Raw genomic sequence first — 22,158 nt, 5'->3', positions numbered from 1 at the left:
CCAATAATAAACCAAAATGAAAAAATCTGTCTTATTCTTATTTTTCCTTTTTAGTCTAAATTTGACTTTTTCACAGCAAAAATCAATCAGTAAAACTACCAATAATAAATCGGCAAAAGCCATCCGAAAACACGATACTTTCAACGAAACAATTAAAATAACCAATAAAAAACTCCTATTGTTTATTCCAAAAGGTTACGAAGCAATTGCGCAGCAAAACGGTGATTTAAATCTGGACAAAATAGGTGATTGTATTTTAGTTTTGGGCAAAGCAACCGAAGAAACAACGTCAAATATGGATGAAAATAAACCGGACAAGAGACCTGTATTGCTTTTATTAGGTCAAAAAGACGGAAGTTTTAAACTCGCTTACAAAAATGAAAATGCGGCTTATTGCATTGATTGCGGTGGTTTGTTTGGAGATCCTTTTAATGCAATCGCCATCAAAAACGGCTATTTTTCTATTGAACATCGTATTTCTGGCGGACATCATTGGGAACACATCACAACTTTTAAATTCAATAAATCCAAAAATAACTGGTATTTATATAAAGATCATTTTATAAATTATATTCTCAATCCAAGTTCTGCACCAGATGCCGAAGCTTTAATTACGGATGTTGATAAACTCAAAACAGTTAAGGATTTTGGAGAAATTTCATTTCAGCAATTCAACATTTATTCTGAAAAAGGATATTAATGCAATCCGACTTAAATAACTCTTTCAAGTTTTCTAACAAACAGTTTCCTTTTTTATTTGTAATTTCGATTTTTATTAAAATTAATACTTCATTAGAAGAAAATTATCTCTCCTAAAGAATTTAAAATACAAAATATAAAATGGCTTCATTTATTAAAGAATTATCATTTCGCTGGTCAGATCTTGACCCAAATTTTCACGTTCGTCATAGCGCTTATTACGATTTTGGTGCGCAACATCGTATCGAAATCCTTGAAGAATTAGGTTTAACTTTAAAAGTGATGCAAACACAAAGCTTTGGACCTGTTTTATTTAGAGAAGAATGTATTTTTAGAAAAGAATTAAAACTTTCTGATAAGATATTTCTTCACACTAAAACTTCAAAAATGAAAGCCGATGCTTCACGCTGGTCCATCATTCACGAATTTAGAAAAGAAGATGATACACTTTGTGCCGTTATCACCGTTGACGGAGCATGGATGGACACAAAACTTAGAAAATTAGCTTCTCCCACTCCTGAAATTGCTATTGAAGCGTTGAGTATCTTCCCAAAAAGTGATGATTTTGTAGGGCTTTAAACTAAATCAAAATGATTACAAATACAAAAACCGTTACATTAATTTGTAACGGTTTTTTATTTATAAAAACAGATTATTTCTTATTCAGTCACAATTTTAAAACTGCGATTTAAACCTTCGCCCGAAATAGTAAGCATATAAATTCCTCTCACTTTTTTATTGGCAATATTTAGAGAAAAAACGCCATTTCCATCAGAATATATTTTTTCCTTAATAATAATTTTTCCTGTCATATCGCTCAAAGTAGCCGTTGCAAAAGATAAATTATGATTCGGGATATTAATGAAAATTTGATCTTTTACAGGATTAGGATAAACAATTACATTGTTTTTGTTTTGGCTAAATTCATCCGTACTCAAAAAAACCTGAGTGTACAAACCTAAAACCTCGCTAGCATTCAAAGGATAATTAAATAGTTGAAGTTCATCAAACTGACCTTTATATGGCGCCGGAGCCGTACCGGATGATAATTCAAGTTCACCAATGTTTCCTATTATCAAATCAGTTGGTTCAGCAATTCCGGTAACTGTCGATTCATCAAGTTCAGCCGAAAAAATGCCATTAGTATAAATTCTCATTTTATGTGCAATTACATCTCTCATAATAACCACATTGACCCAATCTCCCGTAAAATATTTTGCTGCAGCCGTGGTTAATTCTCTTTTTGTGACATCATCATCAATTGCAAAACGCAATAAACCGCCTTTAACTTCTATATTATATCTTTTTCCAGTTGCACCAGTTGTGGCATTTTTGGTAAATGATCCTTTGCATAATAAATAAATACTCGTTGATGAAGAACCTGGCAATAAAGCCGGAGCAGCTTTCATCCAGAATGAAACCGTAAACGAATTTTTATCAAATAATAAATAATCCTGATTCGGGATATTGACCATTGATTTATTATTTAAAGATGTCGAAAAATCAATCGCATTATTTGCCTTTCCGGGAACTCTTACAGTTGTATTATCAAAATTTGCATCTAATAAACCGTGATTCGCATACCTTGTAATATCTTCAATTTGTTCGCCTTGTAATGCTGTTTCCTTAAACGGCCAATGACCAACAAGACTTGGCGTTATGGCACGAAAACTCCAAACATCGCCCGTTGCAATTCCTTTAGTATTTGAAGCGTCAATTCTCCAATAATAATTTATTGCCGGATTTAAACCCGTAACCTGATATGATGGATTAGCGACATACGAAACATCAGCCAACTTGGTTAAATTTGAAACATCTGTTCCAAAATATACAGCGTAATTAATCGTATTTGAACTTCCACTCCACTTTAAAGTTACATTTCCGTTTGATAATTCAGCATTATTAAATCCCATTGCAGGAGTTGGAGAAATTGCTTTTGTTGGCGCTGACGGAATTGGCGGTGTAGTTATCGTTGCAATTGTATTATAAACAGAGGATCCTGAACTATTTGTTGCCTTAATACGATAATAATATGGAGTATTGGGGATCAAATTTGTTTCGACATAACTTGTCGTATTAGCTCCTAAAGTTGCAATTAAAGTAAAATCAGTTCCGTTTGAAGAACGTTCTAAAACATAATTCTCTTCATTTGTGGCATTATCTCCCCAATTCAGAGTCAAAGAACTTGAAGCCGGAATTTCGGTAGAAACCAAATTCGTAAAAGTAATATCAGATGGCGGAATAATAAAATCAGGAGGAGTTTCATTTGTCAATCCGTTAATATAGACTTCAATATTCAAATAAGGCGCATGATTTGTACTTACCAATAAAGCATCGGCAGTATTTTTATCAAGACCATTTGCATCTTCCCAGGCATCAGGAATTCCGTCATTATCAGTATCTAAAGGAGCCGGAGCGCCATAAACATGTCCTGCGCCACCGTTTATAAAACCAAATTTCTGCGTTAGATCCGTTTGAACGTAAACATAAGTCGCAGTTGTTCCTTTAGACATTAAATCAGTAATCATTAAATCTTCAACCTGATCTCGTCTTGGGTAAGAAGCGCCAACATTTTGCACAATTTTATTATAAGCATCTACAGCTGAAAGGGTTGTATTTTTCATAGGATAATCATATGGCGTGGACAAAATCGTCGATGCACTTCCCGTAGGATATCCCGTTAAATCTGCCGGAACCAAAGTCCCATTTAAGATTCCGTCCTTATTATTATCAAAATAATTTCCGGCACCGTACAAAGAGAAATTATCATTTCCTCTATTAAACGGCGTCGTAATCGTTGTGCTGGTATTTGGTCCGCCAATAAAATAATTATTGATGATATTAACATCAGAACTTCCTGCGGAATCTCCGCCCATAATATAAGCGTCTCCAGATTCAGTGTGTCCGTAAGTATTGCCGTAATTCCCCCAATTGTAAACCACATTATTTACAAACTCATTGATTCCTTTTATTTTGTTGTTTCGGGTTTTATTGCAGATGTACAAATTTCCAATCAAACTTATTTTTCCGCCGGAAGGCTGCATCAATCCTCCAGCCGAATGATTATGACGATGCAATCCCTGCCCAATAATTGAATTTTGAATCGTAATATTATCCGGACTTATACCTTTATTATCCCAATTGATAGAGAAAACTTCATCAGTTCCCCAGGTAAAAGTCATGTGGTCCAAAATTAAATTAGCACCGCTTGAAATTCCTGATGCATCTTGATTTTGAGCAGTTCCGCCGTAACGAATCCTGAGATATCTTGCGATTGTATTACTCGCTCCTGAAAATGAAACGCGTGGTCCTAAAAATACAATTCCTTCACCGGTTGCAGTTTGACCCGCAATAGTGGTGTTGCTTGCTACAGCAATCTGAGTTTGCAAATTGACAATACCACCAACTTTAAAAATCACAAATCTGCCTTCCTGACTCACAGCATCCCGAAACGAACCCGCTCCGCTATCGTTTAAATTTGTCACTAAATAAATTTGTGGATTTGCAGCACCTCGTGCGCCAGTAGTAAAACGTCCGAAACCTGTAGCTTCAGGAAAAGCTAACGTTTGCGCTTTTAAATCGTAAATGGTTGTGAGTAAACCAAAAATCATAAAAATTTTAAGCAAATGCTTAAACCTTAAGGTAATTCTTTTCATAGTAAACGGTTATAATGGTTAAATAGTTATAACCAAATTAGCCATAAGCCCAAAAGAGACCGTCCTGTCCTATCCTGATTTACAATTCTAAATATCAACACGTTAAACATTCCACAATGAAACTGAATCATTAAATACTCAAATCAATTTAAAATCAGAGAATATGTCTTTTTGCATACTTTACTTTAAAGATTGTAACAAAAAATCTTATTACATAATAATTTACTGATTGTAACAATTATAAATCCTAGAAACAGCTAAACTTCGTAAATTAGCTTTTCCAACTTTGAAATAGATTATAAATCAAAGAGTCATTTCATATAAATTACTAATCCAAAATTATAATAGCTATTTTCGGATTTTTTCTTAAAAATTAAAACGTATGATTGATTACATTAAAGACTTTAGAATTGGGATTTTCATTGCCATAATAGCGGTTATTACTGTAGTTTTAGGCGCCATTACAGATAAAGTATTGCGTTATTTTTTGTACAGGAAATTAAGTAATAAGGAATATGACGCCACGGGTTTTAGATTTTTAAAACACTTAATCATAACCGTAATTTATATTTTAGGATTTGCCTTTGCTTTGATTCAAATTCCTGAATTTAAAATCATTGGACATTCGTTTTTAGCCGGAGCCGGAGTTATTTCGTTAGTGGCGGGTTTGGCTTCTCAACAAGCCTTAAGCAATATTGTAAGCGGAATTTTTCTGGTAATTTTCAAACCTTTCAGAATCAATGATAAAATCACCATCAACAATTTTGTTGGCACAGTTGAAGATATCAATTTAAGACAAGTGGTTCTAAAAGATGCTGAAAATAACCGAATCATAATTCCAAATTCGGTTATTAGCAATCAGATTATTGTGAATACGAATATGCACGATACAAAATGCTGTAAAATAATTGAAATTGGAATTGGTTATGAATCTAATGTCGAAAATGCATTAGAAATCATGAAAGATGAAGTTGCCAAACATCCGTTTTTTATTGACACCAGAACTGCCGAAAATAAAAAGCAAAAAACGCCTTTAGTAATCGCTCGTGTTGTTGCACTCGCAGATTCAAGCGTAACATTGAAAGCCTGGGCCTGGGCAAAAAATTCTACAGATGGATTTGTAATGTATTGTGATTTATTACAAAGTATCAAAAAACGTTTTGACGAAAACAAGATCGATATTCCGTATCCGCAACAAGTCGTGACTATAAAAAATAACGACACAAACATTTCTAAAAAATAATTCTGTTATGGCAGCTTTGCAAATTGTACCTATTAAAACTTTACATCTTTTTGCGATATTAGATAAATTGTTAATCGAACTTTTAAAATCATTAACTGAGGAAGAATGGAATATGCAAACTGTTGCCAGAAAATGGACCGTAAAAGACATTGCTTCCCATTTACTCGACGGAAATTTAAGAGGTTTGTCGATATCCAAAGATCATTATTTTGGAGAAAAACCTGAAAATATAAATTCCTACGAAGATTTAGTTGCTTTTTTAAATCAGCTTAATATGACATGGACAAATGCAACAAAACGACTTAGTCCTATTGTTTTGACACAGTTATTAGAAACTACAGGAAAGCAATATTCAGACCATTTACAAACATTAAATCCTTTAGAAAATGCTTTATTTTCAGTTGCATGGGCTGGTGAAGAAACGTCGTTAAACTGGTTTCATACCGCAAGGGAATACACTGAAAAATTCCTTCATCAACAGCAAATTAGGAATGCCGTGGGTAAACAAGCGCTTTTAACAAAAGAGTTATTTCATCCTTTCATCAGTACATTTATGTATGCATTACCACATACTTATAAAGATACAGAAGCAGAAAAAGGGACCATTGTTACGCTAATTGTAAATACTGAAATTGGCGGTCAATGGAATATCATTAAAGAAGAAGATCATTGGCGATTCTTTGAACAATCTGATATTAAACCAACTGCAACTATTAAAATTGATCCAATTGATGCGTGGCTATTATTCTCAAAAGGAATGGCTCCGGCTGAAGCTAAAGAAAAAGTTGAAATTTCAGGAGATAGAAAATTAGCTGAAATTGCTTTGAATATTATAGCCGTAATGGCATAATTCCCAGTAGATATTTTCTGATAATTTTAAGATTTTATTTTTTGATTTTAAAATCGTTAACTTTAATTTTATAAATACTCGAAAAACGAAATACATTCAAAAAATGAAAAATATAAAACTTATTCTTTTACTGCTTCCGTTTTTTTGCTTTTCGCAGCAGGAAAATGTAAAAGCGCTGGATATTAATTTAACCAATTATGAATATCCGTTTCCCGTTCAGTTTCTAGAATTGAGCAATCAGCGCCAATATCTTAAAATGGCGTATATGGATATTAAACCGGATAATTATAACAACAAAAATATCGTTTTACTGCATGGTAAAAATTTCAATGGCGCTTATTGGGAAACTACAATTAAAGCATTGACCAAAGAAGGTTTCAGAGTAATTGTTCCGGATCAGATAGGTTTTGGAAAATCATCTAAACCGGATAATTTCCAATATACTTTTCAGCAATTAGCAGAAAATACTAAAAAATTACTCGACCATTTAGGAATTCAAAAAACAACCATTCTAGGGCATTCTATGGGCGGAATGTTAGCGACAAGATTTGCCTTGATGTATCCTGAAACTACCGAAAAACTGGTTCTTGAAAACCCAATTGGTTTAGAAGACTGGAAACTTGTTGTGCCTTATAAACCCGTAGATTGGTGGTACGAATCTGAATTAAAGCAAAATTATCAGAACATAAAAAGCTACCAAATGGCGAATTATTATGATGGAAAATGGAACGCCGATTTTCAAAAATGGGCTGAACTTGGTGCAGGCTGGACAACAGCTCCGGATTATGCAAAAGTAGCCTGGAATTCGGCTTTGATGTATGACATGATTTTCACACAGCCTGTTTTATACGAATTCAAAAACATCAAGAGTCCAACGCTTTTAATCATCGGAACAAGAGATAAAACCGCAATAGGAAAACCTCTGGTATCTGAAGAAGTTAGAAAAACAATGGGTAACTATCTCGAACTAGGCAAAAAAACTCAAAAGACAATCCCGAATTCAAAATTAGTCGAAGTTCCTAACACCGGACATTTACCGCATATAGAATCTTTTGACCAGTTTATAAAACCATTAATCGTATTTTTAAAACAATAATTTTTTTTAGCCACTAATTTCACGAATTAACGCGAATTTTTATTTGTATAATGTTATAATTCGTGAAATTCGTGGCAAACTTTAACTTAAAAACTAAAACACATGTTTACAATCGAACAAATAAAAGAAGCACATGCGAAAGTACAAAGCGGTGCAGATTTTCCAAATTATATACAAGACCTTATAATTCTGGGCGTAAAAGGATATGACACATTTGTCAATAATGGAAATGTAGAATATTACGGCGTAAATGGTTACACGGTTTCATCAGACGAAAAATATCCTGAAATTCAGATTGCGCCAGTCGCTAATAAAGAACGTTTTATCGAATTTTTAGTAATGCATCAGGACGGTCAAACTGATTATTTAACGTTTTGCAATCATGCCGCACAATCCGGAATTGCAAAATGGCGTATTGATATTCTTGAAATGACTTGTACCTATTTCGACAAAGCAAATAACGAAATATTGATCGAGAAAATTCCGGGTTAATTTCTCAAAACAATTCAATTACACTATAATGGAACCAATTATAAACCCTGAAGATTTACTAAAATTAAAAGATTCGTCTGAAATTATTTTAGTGGATGCCAGAGCAGGAATTAATTCTGAAGAAAATTATCAAAACGAACATTTAAAAAGTGCCCGTTATGTCGATTTAAATCGGGATTTAGCAGCAGTAGAAAATGATCCGTCAAGCGGAGGAAGACATCCTTTGCCAGCATTCAAGAAATTTTCTAATGTACTTTCAAACCTCGGGATTTCACCTTCAAGTCACGTTATAATTTACGACGACAAAAACGGATCAAATGCAGCTGCACGATTTTGGTGGATGTTGCGTGCCGTTGGTCACGAAAAAGTTCAGGTTTTAAATGGAGGTTTGCAAGCTGCAATAAAAATTGGTTTTCCTGTAAGTTCAAAAATTGAAGATTTTGAACCAACAGAAAATTATCCAATATCAGAATGGAAATTATCTCAGGCACATATAGATGAAGTAGAAAAAGCCCGAAATAATGACCAAAATATTGTGATTGATGTTAGAGATAAAAATCGGTTTGATGGTTTGACAGAACCTCTGGATTTAATTGCCGGACATATTCCGGGCGCAATAAATGTTCCGTTTAGCGAAAATTTAGATGAAGATGGATTTTTCAAATCAGCAGAAGTTTTAGCTAAAAAATATTCTGAAGTTTTAGGTGATAAAAAACCACAAAATATAATCGTGCATTGCGGTTCCGGAGTTACCGCCTGCCATACTTTATTAGCGATGGATTACGCCGGAATTCCTATTCCTAAATTATATGTAGGATCCTGGAGCGAATGGTCGAGAAATGATCGCGAAATGGCAACAAAAGAAACCAAATAAACAGCAAAACATACCTCAAAGATATGTCTGCTTAAAATACTTTTTTGCCACAGATTTCACAGATTAGAATGATTAATCCTTTTTAATCTTTTAATCTGTGGCAGAAAAAATTCAAAACTAAAAATACCTTAAAATGCAGCATTGGGATATACTTTTATCGAATCAGGTAAATAAAAAAGCTTTTATACAAACTTTAATTTCCGGCGAAGCCAAAGGAGAATTAGCCGTTTTTAATAACCAGAAAGGAATTCTGTTTTCAGACATTGCAATTGAGAAATTCATCAAAAAAGAATACCAATACGATATTGTAGAAGCATCACCGGAATCACACAGACAATTGAGAACTTTTTCGTCCGGCGAACGCAAAAAAGAATTTCTGAAATACTGCATTAATCAAAAACCTGATTTCATTATTTTCGATAATCCGTTTGATCATTTAGATCAGGCTTCGCGTGTAATTTTAGCCGAATCTTTAAAAGATTTAACAGATGAAATTGCCATTATCCAGATCGTAAATCGTGTTACAGATGTGCTTCATTTTGTTCCAAACAAAGCGCAAATAAAAGACAATACATTTGAATTACATCCTATTTCAAAAACCGAAAGTCATTTTAAAACCTTAAATACATCGGCAATTCCAAAAGCGGTTGAACTACATTCCTTCCACGAAAGTGTATTAATCAAAATGGAAAATGTTTCGGTAAGCTACGATGATCGCAAAATTGTTGATACTATTTCCTGGACAATTAAGCAAGGCGAATTCTGGCAGTTAATTGGTCCAAATGGTTCCGGAAAAAGTACAATCCTATCTTTGATTACAGGAGATAATCCAAAAGGTTTCGGACAGGATTTACATTTATTCGGAAGAAAAAAAGGAACCGGTGAAAGCGTTTGGGATATTAAAAAGCAAATTGGAATTTTCGCGACTTCCATGACTGACTTATTTCAAAAAGGGCATACTTTAGAAGAAATGATTCTGTCAGGATTTTTCGATTCTATAGGTTTATATATTTAACCTACAACTTTACAAAAACAAACTGTTGCACAATGGCTTGAAGTAATTGAAATGAGCCATTTGCGTAAAAAACGTTTTATCGATCTTTCTATTGGTCAGCAAAGAGTTGCACTAATTGTTCGTGCCGTTTTAAAACATCCTCCATTATTGATTTTAGATGAACCTGTAGAAGGTTTAGACGATGAAAATGTCGATTTGGTCATTCAGCTAATCAATACCATCAAACAAGAAACAAATGTTACTATTTTATATGTGTCACATCGCATGGAAAATGGTCTTGCTCCTACTTCGGTTTTTGAACTTTTGCCAACTGCAACAGGATCAATTGGTAAAATAAAATACCATTCGGAGTTAAATTAAAAACATAAAAATGAAAATTAAATATCTCGCATTATTATTGTTTCCGCTAATACTTATTTCGTGTTGCGGGACAATTTCAACCACCAAAAAAGAATACAAAATAAACGAAAATGCCACATTAAAATCAGAATGGAAATCAAATCCAAAAGAATGGTTTCTTGAAAAAGATACATTAAAAGGAATTGGCGGCCCAATGCATTGGGCAGTCATAGAATCTAAAAAGGAACTTCCTGAGAATTATGAAATTGATTTTAAAGTAAACATGACAAAAGAATCCTTGTTCGAGATTATGTTGAACATCGAAAAAGAACAATATATTAGAACTTATCTCTATCAAATTGATCAGAATATCGTGATTGGCAGAGGAGTTTACAAAAAAGGAAGTGACGAATATGAAAAACGTGGCGGTCCTACTCTATTTAAAAAACCAATGAAACTAGAAAATAACAAATGGTACACGGTAAAAATTAAAGTGCTGAATAACCAATTACATTTCTCTGTAAATAACGAAACCACGTTAGAATGTTCCCTTGAAAAAAGCAACTTAAGCCAACAGGGAAAACTAGGTTTCATCACAAACGGCGAAGTCAAAATAACCGACTTAACAATTAAAAGTCTTTAATAAAAGTTTTTAAACCATTAAGAAATTAAGAAAAATAAGTTCAAAGCTTAATATCTTAATGGTAAAAACAAAAAAAGCTCCGACAGGAGCTTTTTAATTATAAGAAATTATCTAATTGACAAATTATCTAATTAATTCTCTTCCTCTTCCATATTATGCGTCTTTCCGTAATTACGCCATTTCTCAATACAATTTTGAAAATCTTGCGGTAATTCAGTATCAAAACGCATCATTTCGCCAGTTGTAGGATGCACAAAACCAAGTGTTTTAGCATGCAAAGCCTGACGTGGTAAAGCTTTAAAACAATTTTCGATAAACTGTTTGTATTTTGTAAACGTAGTTCCTTTCAAAATTAAATGACCGCCATAACGCTCGTCATTAAATAACGGATGCCCGATGTGTTTCAAATGCGCACGAATCTGGTGTGTTCTTCCCGTTTCTAATCTGCAGGAAATCAAAGTAACATAACCAAAACGTTCCAATACTTTATAATGCGTAATTGCCGGTTTTCCAATTTCAGGATCAGCAAAAACAGCCATTTGCATACGGTCTTTTAAGTGTCTTGCGAGGTTTCCTTCGATCGTTCCTTCCTCATCGGCAACATTTCCCCAAACAAGAGCAATATATTCACGTTCAGAAGTTTTAGCTTCAAATTGTTTCGCCAAATGCGTCATTGCAGCTTCCGTTTTTGCCACAACCAAAAGTCCGGACGTATCCTTATCAATTCGGTGAACCAAACCTGGGCGTTCGCTGCTGTTCATTGGCAAATTATCAAAATGATGCGCCAAAGCATTTACCAGAGTTCCAGTATAATTTCCGTGACCCGGATGAACAACCATTCCCGGTTCCTTGTTAATCAACAACAAAGCATCATCTTCATACACAATATTTATCGGAAGATCTTCCGGCAGAATATGGTTTTCAAATGGCGGATGCGTTAACATAACCGTCACAACATCAAGTGGTTTTACCTTATAATTTGATTTTACAGGAATATCATTTACAAAAATGTTTCCTTCAGTAGCGGCATTCTGAATTTTATTTCGTGTCGCATTTTGAATCAAATTCATTAAATACTTGTCAATACGCAAAAACGCCTGACCTTTAGGGACTTCAAATCTAAAATGTTCGTATAATTCGTCTTCCAGATCTAAATTTTCAATATTATTGTTCATCTTTTGGGGTTTCAGTAGTTGGCGCAGCTGTACTGTCTGTCGCCTGACTTTCATCTACATAACTTGCTTTTCCGTCACCTAAAACCAAATCGATTTTAGACGCTTTCAGCACGCGGTCTCCTACTTTTAAGTTTCTACCTTTATAACGCATCTCTAAAACCATATCTTTTCCAAGATTAGGGATATAAGTAATCGTTCCCTGTTCAAGCCCTAAAGCCTTTAAAGTTGGAACCGCTTCACGATACGTTTTCTCTATTAAATCAGGAATTTTTACAGATGAAAATCCTGATGCATTAATTTTAATATATATTTTTCTTCCCACTTTTACCATCGTTCCCGGCAACGGATCTTGCTCAACAACACTGTATTTAGGAAATTCACTTCGGTAATCTACACTATCCAAAAGCACATAGTCCAAGTCTAAATCGTCTAATTTTGCTTCAACCTGTTCCTCCGTCAATTTAGATAAATTAGGAACAGCAATTTCATGTCCATGATCAGTTGTAAAAGTCAGCCAATGCATAAACAAATAACCCAAAACTGCAATAATTGCAGCCGCAATCAAGATTTGTACAAAAAACACACGGCTTGTTAAATACTTACGTAAAGTCATAAATTTATTTTTAGTTGTGGCAAAGATAAACCTATTTCGTTTCAAAAAAAATGATAATTTTGTTTTAAACAAGAAAGTATTCTGATTGTCATCCTGAGCGAAGTCAAGGATGATTTTTGGAATTTGGAATTTCAAAATTGGAATTTAAATTTTCCGGAGCTATTTCCTGCTGTACGCTATATCTTTTCCCGGCTAAAGAAGCCCTAAAAAGGATGCCGCTTCCATCAGGGCTAGGACTTTAGGTTTCATAAAAAAATTATTTTTCTTTTTGTCATTTCGAAGAAGAAATCACACTATTAACTCATGCAAAGTGCGTGCTCTCTGGATTTGATTTCTCCTTCGTCGAAATGACAAACTGAACGAAATGGCACGCAGATCTAACAGATTAAGGCAGATAGACACAGATTTAAATTCGCGGAAATTAGTGAAATTCGTGGCAAAAAAACAACTAAACAAATAAACGGTTAAGCAACTAAACAAATAAACGATTAAACATCAAAATCAATGAAAAACATAGCCATCATAATGGGCGGATATTCAAGCGAATATAAAATTTCACTTATTAGCGGAAACGTCGTTCACCAATATCTTGACAAAACAAAATACAACGGATTCCGTATTCATATTTTTAAAGAAAAATGGGTTTATGTAGACGAAAACAACGCCGAATTTTCAATTGATAAAAATGATTTCTCTGTAACCGTAAATGACCAAAAAATTACTTTTGACTGTGTTTTCAATGCAATTCACGGAACTCCGGGAGAAGATGGGTTAATGCAGGCGTATTTTGAATTATTAGGTATTCCGCAATCGTCATGCGATTATTACCAAGCGGCACTTACCTTTAATAAACGTGATTTATTATCGGTTTTAAAACCATACGGAATCAAAACAGCAATCTCTTATTACCTGAATAAAGGTGACGTTATCAATACAGCCGAAATCGTCAAAAAAGTAGGGCTACCATGTTTCGTAAAACCAAATAAAGCAGGTTCAAGTTTCGGAATTTCAAAAGTAAAATCAGAAGCTGAATTGCCAATTGCAATTGAAGTAGCTTATAAAGAAGACAATGAAATCATCATAGAAAGTTTCCTTGACGGCACCGAAGTTTCTGTTGGAGTAATCAATTACCAGGGAGAAATAAAAGTTTTACCAATCACCGAAATTGTTTCTGACAATGATTTCTTTGATTACGAAGCCAAATACGAAGGAAAATCACAAGAAATCACACCAGCCAGAATCTCTGATGAATTAACACAAAAAGTAGCAGAAACGGCAAAACGTGCCTACGAAGTGTTGAAAATGAAAGGTTTTTCACGAAGTGAATTCATCATTGTAGACAACGAACCATATATGCTTGAAATGAACACAATTCCAGGTCTAACAACCGAAAGTTTGATTCCGCAACAAGCCAAAGCCGCCGGAATATCTCTTGAAGATTTATTCACCAATGCAATTGAGTTAGCGTTGGCTTAAAAAGTTACTAAGGTTCTGAGATGTTAAGTTAATAAGATCTCAGAGCCTTTTTTAATGTATTAATATTATCAGACTGAGCGGAGTCAAACTCAATAACTTAGCCCCTAAACAAAAACCTTTGCAACTCTGAGCCCTTTAACCTAAAAAAAACTTAGCAACTCAGAACCTTAGCAACTTAGTCCCTCAAAAAAATGAAAGAAATCTTTGAATGGAATAGACTTTTTTACAACAATCTTCCCGCAAACTTTGCATTGGAAGTAATATTTCGTTCAACAGTTATGTTCATCATTTTATTGCTGACATTAAAATTAGCTGGAAAACGAGGTGTAAAACAATTGTCAATTTTCGAAACTGTAATTATTATTGCGTTAGGTTCTGCTGCCGGAGACCCTATGTTTTATGAAGATGTAGGTATTGTTCCTGCAGCAATCGTTTTTACCGTAATTATCATTTTATACCGATCAGTAACCTGGCTTACCGGAAAAAGCAAGAAGTTTGAAGAATTTATAGAAGGCAAAACAGAATGTTTAATCAATAACGGAAAATTTTCTATTGCCACTTTCAAAAAAGAAAGTTTAGCACAAGACGAATTTTTCTCTGAACTTCGAATAAAATCTATTGAACATCTCGGTCAAGTAAAACATGCCTTTATAGAAACCAGCGGAGAAATAAGTGTATTTTTTTATGAAGACGATGAAGTAAAATACGGACTTCCTATTCTACCCGCAGCATTCAATAAAAAAAGTAAAATAATTTCTTCAGATGGTATTCACGCCTGCACATTTTGTGGTCATACCGAAGAACAAAAATCAGGAACTGCAAAATGCGAAGTCTGCAAAAAAGACGAATGGGTTCCGGCTTTAAAAACACTCAGAATAACGTAAAAATAAATTCCAAAATTTAAATTCCAAATCCCAAAAAGCTTCAAAATATTCAAACTTTGAACCTTTATCACTCTGAACCTTTGAACCTCAAAAAGAAAAGAAATGAAAAAAGCCATATTCCCGGGATCATTTGATCCAATTACCTTAGGTCACGAAGATATAATTAAAAGAGGAATTTCTTTATTTGATGAAATCGTAATTGCTATTGGTGTAAATGCCGAAAAAAAATATATGTTTTCACTCGAAGAAAGAAAACAATTCATAGAAGAAACTTTTAAAGACGAACCAAAAATTTCGGTTATCACTTATGAAGGCTTGACGATAGATTTAGCAAAAAAACAAAAAGCCCATTTTATATTAAGAGGTCTTCGCAATCCCGCCGATTTCGAATTCGAAAAAGCCATTGCACATACCAACAGAAAACTTTCTAAAATAGAAACGGTATTTTTATTAACCGCTGCAAGCACATCTTATATAAGTTCAAGTATTGTTCGCGATGTATTGCGCAATGGCGGAGAATATGAAATGCTGGTTCCAGATGCAGTAAGAGTAAAAAAATAAGGTTTTTAAAAGTACACAGACATTATCATAGATGAAAATAAAAGCTATTATTATTCTTATAATTTGTTCCGTTTCAGTTCTGGTTTCCTGTAAAAAAGAAGAAAAAGTAACAAAAGTTAAAGACAAAATTGAAATTGATAAGAAATCCAAATTGGATAGTCTGGCTGTACTTTACAAAACAAATAATAAAGACAACACAGAGGAAATAAGAATTACCACATACGGTTCTATAGAAAACGATAAATATTTTTTAGCCGGAGATAAGAATTTTATTCTAGTTTCACAATATTTAAAAAAAGGAAACGATTTTACACTTGTCAAAAAAGACACTTTATTTTCTAATAAGTTTACCTATACTAGAATTGGCAACGAAAGCTTCCAAAAAGCAACCATTGATAATAAAGAATATCTTCTTTTATCTGTCAATCAAACTGAGATGGGAAATGCTGTTACAGAGGAAAACGTAGCTTTTATAATGTTGGATATTAAAACACTCCATTTTTATAAACTAGACTATACTGGTGAACCAACTCTGCGCAGTAAAGAAGCGATAGATGGAGAATTTATTGAAAATGAAAGCCTAAATTCAAAACCAGAAATTAAAAAAGTTCTTTATCAATTTGCTCATAAAAGTAAATGGGTATTTCACACTTCAGAAGATCAGGATCATTACACCAATTATGTGCAAAAATGGGAGGCTGACAATAATGTTTCTAATCATTTAGCAAACGGCCATTCCGAAGTTTCGGATACTACATATAGTACTTATTATAAAGATAATTTATTCAAATTCACAGGGAACTACGAAGAATCAGAAAGTATAGAGAATAATAATTTCAAAATTGTATCCTATTTTCGAGGCAACATCATAGCATTTGATAAAAATAAAAAAATGTATTTTCCAATTTATACTGAAACTTGCGTGACTGGCTGTGATAAAAAAATAAAATTTATTACTGAAAACAGCATTGAAGTAAAATATTACGAATATTCTCCATATCCTACTTCAATTATTAACCTTGACCAAATAATATTCAAAAACTAGAATTTTAAGTCTTAATATAAATTTGCACCCCAGACTTATTATAAGTAATTTCGCATTTTAAATAAACACCAAACAATGAGCATCGAAAGAGAATTAAACAAACGTAGCGGATCAAAATGTGAACTTTGTGCAGCTGAAGAAAACCTAAAAGTATACGAGGTATTACCAACTAAAAAAGGCGGACTTGACGAAAGCATAATGGCGTGTGCGACTTGTATTGACCAGATTGAAAATCCTGATAATGTCGATTTAAATCACTGGAGATGTCTAAACGACAGCATGTGGAACGAGAACGTTGCTGTACAAGTTGTAGCGTGGAGAATGCTAAGCCGTTTACGTTCTGCAGGCTGGCCTCAGGAATTACTTGACATGATGTATTTAGACCAAGATACGCTGGAATGGGCGCAAGCAACCGGAGAAGGCGAAGAAGACGAAAATAAAATCATTCACCGTGATAGTAATGGTGTAATTTTAGAACACGGAGATTCTGTAGTTTTAATAAAAGATCTAAAAGTAAAAGGATCAAGTATGGTTGCCAAACAAGGAACTGCCGTTCGTAACATTCGTTTAGACCATGAAAATGCTGAATATATTGAAGGAAAAGTCGATGGTCAACAAATTGTGATTATCACGCAATACGTGAAGAAGATATAGCTTCAGTCGCAGTCACAGTTTTCAGTTATTTTACTCACCGAAAACTGTGACTGAAAGCTGCAAACTAAAAAAAGGCTATTCAAATTCTTGAATAGCCTTTTTTAATATATTTAAATTTCCTAACCACAGATTTTTAACTTGAAACAAATAAAACCTGAAACCTGAAACTAAAAAAATTATTTTTGAAATAATTTATTAATCTGATCTTTTAAAAGTGGCTCAGAAACGTTGCTTGCAGCAGAAGATGCATCTTTGCTTGAAACCATAAACTGAACTGTAGCTTTCTCAGGAAGAACACTTCCTGTGTAATGCAACCAAATATAGTTATTTGGCAATTCTAATTTAATATCATACAAAGGATTTGCAGTAAAACCATTTACAATAATACTATAAAGACTATTATAATCATTATTTACATTCTTGAATGTAAATTTTCTCAAGCTTGATGATTCATCATCATTCTGGATACTTGTATAATAAACAGTATATTCATCTCCAATTTTTTGAATATAATTGTTATTTACTTTTCCTAATCTTTCAACTGGTACAGTTTCAATAACTTTAATTTGTGCAAAAGAAACAAAGCTAAACATCAAAATGGCAATCGTAATAATTCTTTTCATAATTAATTTGGGGTTTATTATTTACGGGCGCAAGAAACGCAGAAAATATGATAAATTAAAGCCTTATCATTTAATTTATTAACAATAAATTAAGAATCTTGTTCAAATCATAAAAACAACAACGTAAAATACTGAAATTCAAATATTTAAAACTTACTCAAAAGCTTTCATATTATCAAAAAACAGTCAAAAATTCGGTATTTTGAAGCTTTTAGATACAGAAAATGGTAAAAATTTTACTTCTCTTCTTCTTTCTTAACCACTTTTCGGGCAACTTCAATTTTAAATTTCTTGCCTTTCATTTTCTCTTCTTTAATATTGTCCAGTAAATCTTTCACTTTATTAAATCTTACGGCAGCGAACGAAATAAAATCTTTAACCTCAATCAAACCTAAATCGCCTTTCTCCAATTTTCCTTTTTGAGAAAAGAATCCAACAATATCAATTTTATTCAGTTTAGTTTTCTTTCCTCCGCTAATATAAATAGTTTGGTATTCTGGTGGTTTTGGTAAAGTAGTTGAATTTTCGACTTTCAAAACTTCCATTCCGTAGTCAATATAATCGAGTTGTTTTTCACTTTCGTGAGTGATAATATATGCGGTTCCGGAAGCTTGCATACGTGCAGTACGTCCGTTACGATGTGTAAATTCGTCTTCTTTAAGAGGTAAATGATAATGAATTACGTGTTTCATTTCAGGAATATCTAATCCACGAGCCGCTAAATCAGTTGTGATTAAATAGCTCATACTTCCGTTTCTAAACTGAATCAAAGCACGTTCACGTTCGTCCTGATCCATTCCGCCATGATAATAAGTAGAATAAATTCCTTTTTCGTTCAATGTATCACTAATACGTTCTGCCGCATCACGGTGATTACAAAAAATAATAGCCGATTGTGATTTTAAAGAACAAATCAAATTATATAAACTTCCTAATTTATCTTTTGCCGGAGAAACCACCATTTTCATCGAAAGATTAGTTTTTTCTTCGTGCTCAGGAATAAAATCTAAAATCGTAGGATTTACAACTCTTGTATATCTCGGAATTTCAATATCTGAAGTTGCAGACACTAAAACACGTTTGTTTAGTTTGGTTAATTTTCCAATGATATAAGACATTTGCTCATGGAAACCTAATTGCAATGATTTGTCGAATTCATCAAGAATTAAAGTCTGAATTTTATCTGTGCGGAAAGTATCTCTGTCAATATGATCAGCGATTCTTCCAGGAGTTCCTATTAAAACTGCGGGCGGATTACTCAAATTCTTAATTTCAGTATCAATCGAGTGACCTCCGTAACATATATTTACTTTGTATTGCGTTCCCATTTTCTTCCAAACCTGCTCGATCTGCAAACCTAATTCGCGCGATGGTACTAGAATTAAACATTGAACCGAAAGAATTTCAGGCTGTAATAATTCTAAAATAGGTAACAAAAAAGCCAATGTTTTTCCTGATCCTGTTGGAGAAAGCAGTAATACATTATTATCGTTTAAAATTGCGTCTTGCGCAACTTCTTGCATTTCGTTTAGGGTTTCAATTCCTAAGTTCGAAAGTATGTTATTGGAATGGTGATTTTTATTCATTTTGCAAAAGTAGTCAAAAAAAGTTGTTTCAGGTTTTCTTTGTTTGCTTCGCCTATTCGACTTTCAGTCTCGGGTCAGGTTTCAAGTTGAAATGAGAATAGAGCAACTTTGGCATTTTACCGCAGAGAACGCAAAGTTTTTTAATATAAATCATGTTGACAAACACAAAGATCACAAAGCTTTGCGAACAAATAGAAATGTTTTTAACACAGAGCGCGCAAAGTTTTTATAAAAGATTGTGTTTTGATTGTGCTGAGAAAACACAAAGTTCACAAAGCTTTGCGAACAAATAGAAATAGGAAAATTTCACTCTCAAAGTATATAAAAGACAAGGCTTTGTGAACTCTGTGTTTTTATACCATCTTACGAATAAAAAACTTTGCGTTCTCTGCGTTAAAATGCCAAAGCAACTCTACTCTCATTTCAACCTGAAACATGAAACCTGACCCGAGACTGAAAGTCGAATAGGCGAAGCAAACAAATAAAACTTTATATTTGACTTTTCTATTAAAAACCCAAAACCATGAAGCTTTTTACCTTTTTCTTTTTACTTTTCACAATCACAATTTTCGGGCAAAACAATAAAAAATACGATACTTTTTTTGAGAAAGGAAACGGGAATCAATCGGCATCGTATGAAGAAACTATTGCGTATTTTAAACTTTTAGCGCAAGATTTTCCAACAATTCAAATCAAGGAAATGGGATTGACAGATTCCGGAGAACCATTGCATATGGTGGTTTACAATCCTGACAAAGAATTTGATTTTGAAAAGATTCAGAAAAACAAAGCGGTTCTGTTTATTAATAACGGAATTCACGCCGGAGAACCGGACGGAATCGACGCAACAATGCAATTTTATAGAGATTTAGCCATTGGAAAACTAAAAGCGCCTAAAAATACCGTTTTGGTTACGATTCCGGTTTATAATATTGGCGGTGCATTAAACCGAAATTCAACCACAAGAGCGAATCAGGACGGACCCGAAATTTATGGTTTTAGAGGAAATGCCAGAAACTATGATTTGAATCGTGATTTAATGAAATCTGATACCAGAAATACGAAGAGTTTTGTGGAGATTTTCCAAAAGATAAATGCGGATGTTTTCATTGACAATCATGTAAGCAACGGATCTGATTATCAATATAAACTAACGTATATTATGACGCAGCATAACAAGTTAGGAACTGTTTTAGGCGATTTTTTGAATAACGAAATGATGCCGGCTTTGGTTAAAGATTTACAGCAAAAGAAAATCGAAACAACGCCTTATGTAGATTCATTTAAAGATACTCCGGACAAAGGTTTTGGTCAGTTTGTTGATAGTCCGCGATATACAACGGGTTATACTTCGTTGTTTAATACGATTGGTTTTGTAGTTGAAACGCATATGCTGAAAAAATATGCCGAACGTGTAAAAATGACTTACGAATACACAAAATCAACATTGGATTTTACTGATGCGAATTATAAAAAAATCAAAGAGCTTCGTGTGAAAAATCTGGAGCAATTTCAACCCAAAAAACCGTATACCCTTAAATGGGAATTAGACAGCACAAAAGCCACTACTTTTTCGTTTTTAGGATATGAAGCGGGTTATAAAAAAAGTGAAGCAACAACAGGAAATCGTTTGTATTACGACCGAAGCAAACCGTATAAAAAAGACGTTCCGTACATTAAGGAATTCAAATCTGTAAAAGATGTTTTGATTCCATCTGCTTATATCATTCCGCGTGGTTATTGGAATATTATTGACCTTTTAAAGAATAACAATATTACCTATTCTCAACTTAAAAAAGATACGATTATTGAGGTTGAAAGTTATAAAATTGCGAGTTTTAAAACGGTTCCGAATGCTTATGAAGGACATTATTTACACCAAAATACAACTGTAACTTCTAAGATTATCAAAATGGCTTTCGCCAAAGGTGATTACTTAGTTCCAACAAACCAAAAAGGCGTAAAATATTTAGTAGAAGCTTTTGAACCGGAAGGTGTTGATTCGTTCTTTAACTGGAATTTCTTCGATCCTATTTTACAGCAAAAAGAACATTATTCAGAATATATTTTTGAAGATACAGCGGCGAAACTTTTAAAAGATAATCAAGCATTAAAAGCCGAATTAGAATCTAAAAAACAAAATGACCGCGAATTTGCTAAGAATTCTGAAGCGCAATTAAACTGGATTTATAAAAATTCAGCACATTATGAAAAGGCGCATTTGCAATATCCTGTTTATAGGGTTTTGTAGTTTTTTTTTACCGCAAAGTTCGCTAAGATTTAATTTTATGTGAGATTTAAAATGCAATCCCGATAGCTATCGGGACACAAAGCTGTTCGTGTAGATCTTTGTCAAAGTTTTAAACTTTGACAAAGATTAGTCACTTTAATTTATATTATGGATTTCCGTAATACTACAATACTTTAAGCTTCTATATTTGACACTAAAACAATAGTAGAACTTAAACGAATTAATTATGAAAAAAACTTTATGGATAATATTAATATTAACCCGTTGGGTGAAATTAAATTATTTGATTTTTAATATTATTAATTGGTCTGTCAAATATAAATTTGTTAATATATTGAACCAATGTAAGTGCTGCTATTTTTGCTAATATTCTTGTTTTAAAA

General features: G+C 33.3%; 19 protein-coding genes and 2 pseudogenes. 15 read left to right on the top strand and 6 right to left on the bottom strand.

The genetic code is table 11. The annotated features are described in order from the left end of the window. Positions 1-16 precede the first annotated feature (16 nt). Both KHA90_RS20650 and KHA90_RS20645 read left to right on the top strand, forming a co-directional pair. Positions 17-700, top strand: a complete 684-nt coding sequence (locus tag KHA90_RS20650; RefSeq protein WP_213305836.1) for a hypothetical protein — start codon at positions 17-19, stop codon at positions 698-700. A 140-nt stretch (positions 701-840) separates the two neighbouring features. Continuing rightward, complete coding sequence (locus KHA90_RS20645) at positions 841-1,278, top strand: acyl-CoA thioesterase (protein WP_089479560.1); 438 nt, start codon at positions 841-843, stop codon at positions 1,276-1,278. An 80-nt stretch (positions 1,279-1,358) separates the two neighbouring features. Here KHA90_RS20645 and KHA90_RS20640 read toward each other — a convergent pair whose 3' ends face one another. Further along, entirely contained in the window at positions 1,359-4,355 is a 2,997-nt protein-coding gene (locus KHA90_RS20640) for a LamG-like jellyroll fold domain-containing protein (RefSeq protein WP_244860484.1), read from the bottom strand. Positions 4,356-4,737: 382 nt separating this feature from the next. Here KHA90_RS20640 and KHA90_RS20635 point away from each other — a divergent pair, with 382 nt between their 5' ends. The 7 genes and pseudogenes from KHA90_RS20635 (at position 4,738) to KHA90_RS20605 (ending at position 10,907) form a co-directional block, all read left to right on the top strand. After that, positions 4,738-5,598 carry a mechanosensitive ion channel family protein gene (locus KHA90_RS20635; protein WP_213305833.1) on the top strand — a complete coding sequence of 287 codons (861 nt, stop codon included), beginning with the start codon at positions 4,738-4,740 and terminating at the stop codon, positions 5,596-5,598. Between the two features lie 7 nt (positions 5,599-5,605). Next, positions 5,606-6,448 carry a maleylpyruvate isomerase N-terminal domain-containing protein gene (locus KHA90_RS20630; RefSeq protein WP_213305830.1) on the top strand — a complete coding sequence of 281 codons (843 nt, stop codon included), beginning with the start codon at positions 5,606-5,608 and terminating at the stop codon, positions 6,446-6,448. A 103-nt stretch (positions 6,449-6,551) separates the two neighbouring features. Continuing rightward, positions 6,552-7,544, top strand: coding sequence for an alpha/beta fold hydrolase (locus KHA90_RS20625; protein WP_213305827.1), 993 nt, complete (start codon positions 6,552-6,554; stop codon positions 7,542-7,544). Between the two features lie 102 nt (positions 7,545-7,646). Continuing rightward, entirely contained in the window at positions 7,647-8,036 is a 390-nt protein-coding gene (locus KHA90_RS20620; protein WP_213305824.1) for a DUF1398 domain-containing protein, read from the top strand. Positions 8,037-8,064: 28 nt separating this feature from the next. Beyond that, a complete protein-coding gene (locus KHA90_RS20615) occupies positions 8,065-8,910 on the top strand; it encodes a sulfurtransferase (protein WP_213305821.1) in 846 nt (281 codons plus the stop codon). Positions 8,911-9,043: 133 nt separating this feature from the next. Continuing rightward, positions 9,044-10,285 (top strand): annotated as a pseudogene (locus KHA90_RS25745) (ATP-binding cassette domain-containing protein). Positions 10,286-10,295: 10 nt separating this feature from the next. Then, positions 10,296-10,907, top strand: coding sequence for a family 16 glycoside hydrolase (locus KHA90_RS20605; protein ID WP_213305819.1), 612 nt, complete (start codon positions 10,296-10,298; stop codon positions 10,905-10,907). Positions 10,908-11,038: 131 nt separating this feature from the next. Here KHA90_RS20605 and KHA90_RS20600 read toward each other — a convergent pair whose 3' ends face one another. Beyond that, positions 11,039-12,082 (bottom strand): RluA family pseudouridine synthase, encoded by a 1,044-nt coding sequence (locus KHA90_RS20600; protein ID WP_213305817.1) that lies wholly within the window; start codon positions 12,080-12,082, stop codon positions 11,039-11,041. Then, on the bottom strand, positions 12,072-12,695 hold the full coding sequence (locus KHA90_RS20595) for a PASTA domain-containing protein (RefSeq protein WP_213305815.1): 624 nt from the start codon (positions 12,693-12,695) through the stop codon (positions 12,072-12,074). The genes KHA90_RS20600 and KHA90_RS20595 overlap by 11 nt, the downstream gene beginning before the upstream one ends. 504 nt (positions 12,696-13,199) lie before the next feature. Here KHA90_RS20595 and KHA90_RS20590 point away from each other — a divergent pair. The 5 genes from KHA90_RS20590 (at position 13,200) to KHA90_RS20570 (ending at position 17,315) form a co-directional block, all read left to right on the top strand. Continuing rightward, positions 13,200-14,171: a D-alanine--D-alanine ligase gene (locus tag KHA90_RS20590; protein ID WP_213305804.1), complete on the top strand. Its 972-nt coding sequence runs from the start codon at positions 13,200-13,202 to the stop codon at positions 14,169-14,171. 191 nt (positions 14,172-14,362) lie between these two features. Continuing rightward, complete coding sequence (locus tag KHA90_RS20585; protein WP_213305801.1) at positions 14,363-15,055, top strand: DUF421 domain-containing protein; 693 nt, start codon at positions 14,363-14,365, stop codon at positions 15,053-15,055. A gap of 102 nt (positions 15,056-15,157) precedes the next feature. Next, complete coding sequence (gene coaD, locus KHA90_RS20580; RefSeq protein WP_213305798.1) at positions 15,158-15,616, top strand: pantetheine-phosphate adenylyltransferase; 459 nt, start codon at positions 15,158-15,160, stop codon at positions 15,614-15,616. A gap of 31 nt (positions 15,617-15,647) precedes the next feature. Then, entirely contained in the window at positions 15,648-16,661 is a 1,014-nt protein-coding gene (locus KHA90_RS20575) for a hypothetical protein (RefSeq protein WP_213305795.1), read from the top strand. A 75-nt stretch (positions 16,662-16,736) separates the two neighbouring features. Further along, complete coding sequence (locus tag KHA90_RS20570; protein ID WP_213305792.1) at positions 16,737-17,315, top strand: PhnA domain-containing protein; 579 nt, start codon at positions 16,737-16,739, stop codon at positions 17,313-17,315. Between the two features lie 176 nt (positions 17,316-17,491). Here the strand turns inward: KHA90_RS20570 and KHA90_RS20565 are convergent, their stop codons facing one another. Next, positions 17,492-17,938, bottom strand: coding sequence for a hypothetical protein (locus tag KHA90_RS20565; protein ID WP_213305789.1), 447 nt, complete (start codon positions 17,936-17,938; stop codon positions 17,492-17,494). A gap of 236 nt (positions 17,939-18,174) precedes the next feature. Continuing rightward, the gene (locus KHA90_RS20560; protein WP_213305786.1) at positions 18,175-19,524 is read right to left on the bottom strand and encodes a DEAD/DEAH box helicase; all 1,350 of its coding nucleotides are present in this window, start codon (positions 19,522-19,524) and stop codon (positions 18,175-18,177) included. 523 nt (positions 19,525-20,047) lie between these two features. Between KHA90_RS20560 and KHA90_RS20555 the strand changes: the two genes are divergently transcribed. Further along, positions 20,048-21,775, top strand: coding sequence for a M14 family metallopeptidase (locus tag KHA90_RS20555; RefSeq protein ID WP_213305784.1), 1,728 nt, complete (start codon positions 20,048-20,050; stop codon positions 21,773-21,775). Between the two features lie 274 nt (positions 21,776-22,049). Here KHA90_RS20555 and KHA90_RS20550 read toward each other — a convergent pair. Then, positions 22,050-22,158: pseudogene (locus tag KHA90_RS20550) on the bottom strand (IS982 family transposase); the annotation flags it as partial.

This window comes from Flavobacterium psychroterrae (assembly GCF_018380615.1).
Taxonomy (GTDB): Bacteria; Bacteroidota; Bacteroidia; order Flavobacteriales; family Flavobacteriaceae; genus Flavobacterium; species Flavobacterium psychroterrae.
This window is presented reverse-complemented; position numbering and strand designations above follow the sequence as displayed.

Coding starts and splice junctions, on each gene's coding strand:
- KHA90_RS20650 (WP_213305836.1), top strand. CDS start 17: ATGAAAAAATCTGTCTTATTCTTATTTTTCCTTTTTAGTCTAAATTTG.
- KHA90_RS20645 (WP_089479560.1), top strand. CDS start 841: ATGGCTTCATTTATTAAAGAATTATCATTTCGCTGGTCAGATCTTGAC.
- KHA90_RS20640 (WP_244860484.1), bottom strand. CDS start 4,355: ATGAAAAGAATTACCTTAAGGTTTAAGCATTTGCTTAAAATTTTTATG.
- KHA90_RS20635 (WP_213305833.1), top strand. CDS start 4,738: ATGATTGATTACATTAAAGACTTTAGAATTGGGATTTTCATTGCCATA.
- KHA90_RS20630 (WP_213305830.1), top strand. CDS start 5,606: ATGGCAGCTTTGCAAATTGTACCTATTAAAACTTTACATCTTTTTGCG.
- KHA90_RS20625 (WP_213305827.1), top strand. CDS start 6,552: ATGAAAAATATAAAACTTATTCTTTTACTGCTTCCGTTTTTTTGCTTT.
- KHA90_RS20620 (WP_213305824.1), top strand. CDS start 7,647: ATGTTTACAATCGAACAAATAAAAGAAGCACATGCGAAAGTACAAAGC.
- KHA90_RS20615 (WP_213305821.1), top strand. CDS start 8,065: ATGGAACCAATTATAAACCCTGAAGATTTACTAAAATTAAAAGATTCG.
- KHA90_RS20605 (WP_213305819.1), top strand. CDS start 10,296: ATGAAAATTAAATATCTCGCATTATTATTGTTTCCGCTAATACTTATT.
- KHA90_RS20600 (WP_213305817.1), bottom strand. CDS start 12,082: ATGAACAATAATATTGAAAATTTAGATCTGGAAGACGAATTATACGAA.
- KHA90_RS20595 (WP_213305815.1), bottom strand. CDS start 12,695: ATGACTTTACGTAAGTATTTAACAAGCCGTGTGTTTTTTGTACAAATC.
- KHA90_RS20590 (WP_213305804.1), top strand. CDS start 13,200: ATGAAAAACATAGCCATCATAATGGGCGGATATTCAAGCGAATATAAA.
- KHA90_RS20585 (WP_213305801.1), top strand. CDS start 14,363: ATGAAAGAAATCTTTGAATGGAATAGACTTTTTTACAACAATCTTCCC.
- coaD (WP_213305798.1), top strand. CDS start 15,158: ATGAAAAAAGCCATATTCCCGGGATCATTTGATCCAATTACCTTAGGT.
- KHA90_RS20575 (WP_213305795.1), top strand. CDS start 15,648: ATGAAAATAAAAGCTATTATTATTCTTATAATTTGTTCCGTTTCAGTT.
- KHA90_RS20570 (WP_213305792.1), top strand. CDS start 16,737: ATGAGCATCGAAAGAGAATTAAACAAACGTAGCGGATCAAAATGTGAA.
- KHA90_RS20565 (WP_213305789.1), bottom strand. CDS start 17,938: ATGAAAAGAATTATTACGATTGCCATTTTGATGTTTAGCTTTGTTTCT.
- KHA90_RS20560 (WP_213305786.1), bottom strand. CDS start 19,524: ATGAATAAAAATCACCATTCCAATAACATACTTTCGAACTTAGGAATT.
- KHA90_RS20555 (WP_213305784.1), top strand. CDS start 20,048: ATGAAGCTTTTTACCTTTTTCTTTTTACTTTTCACAATCACAATTTTC.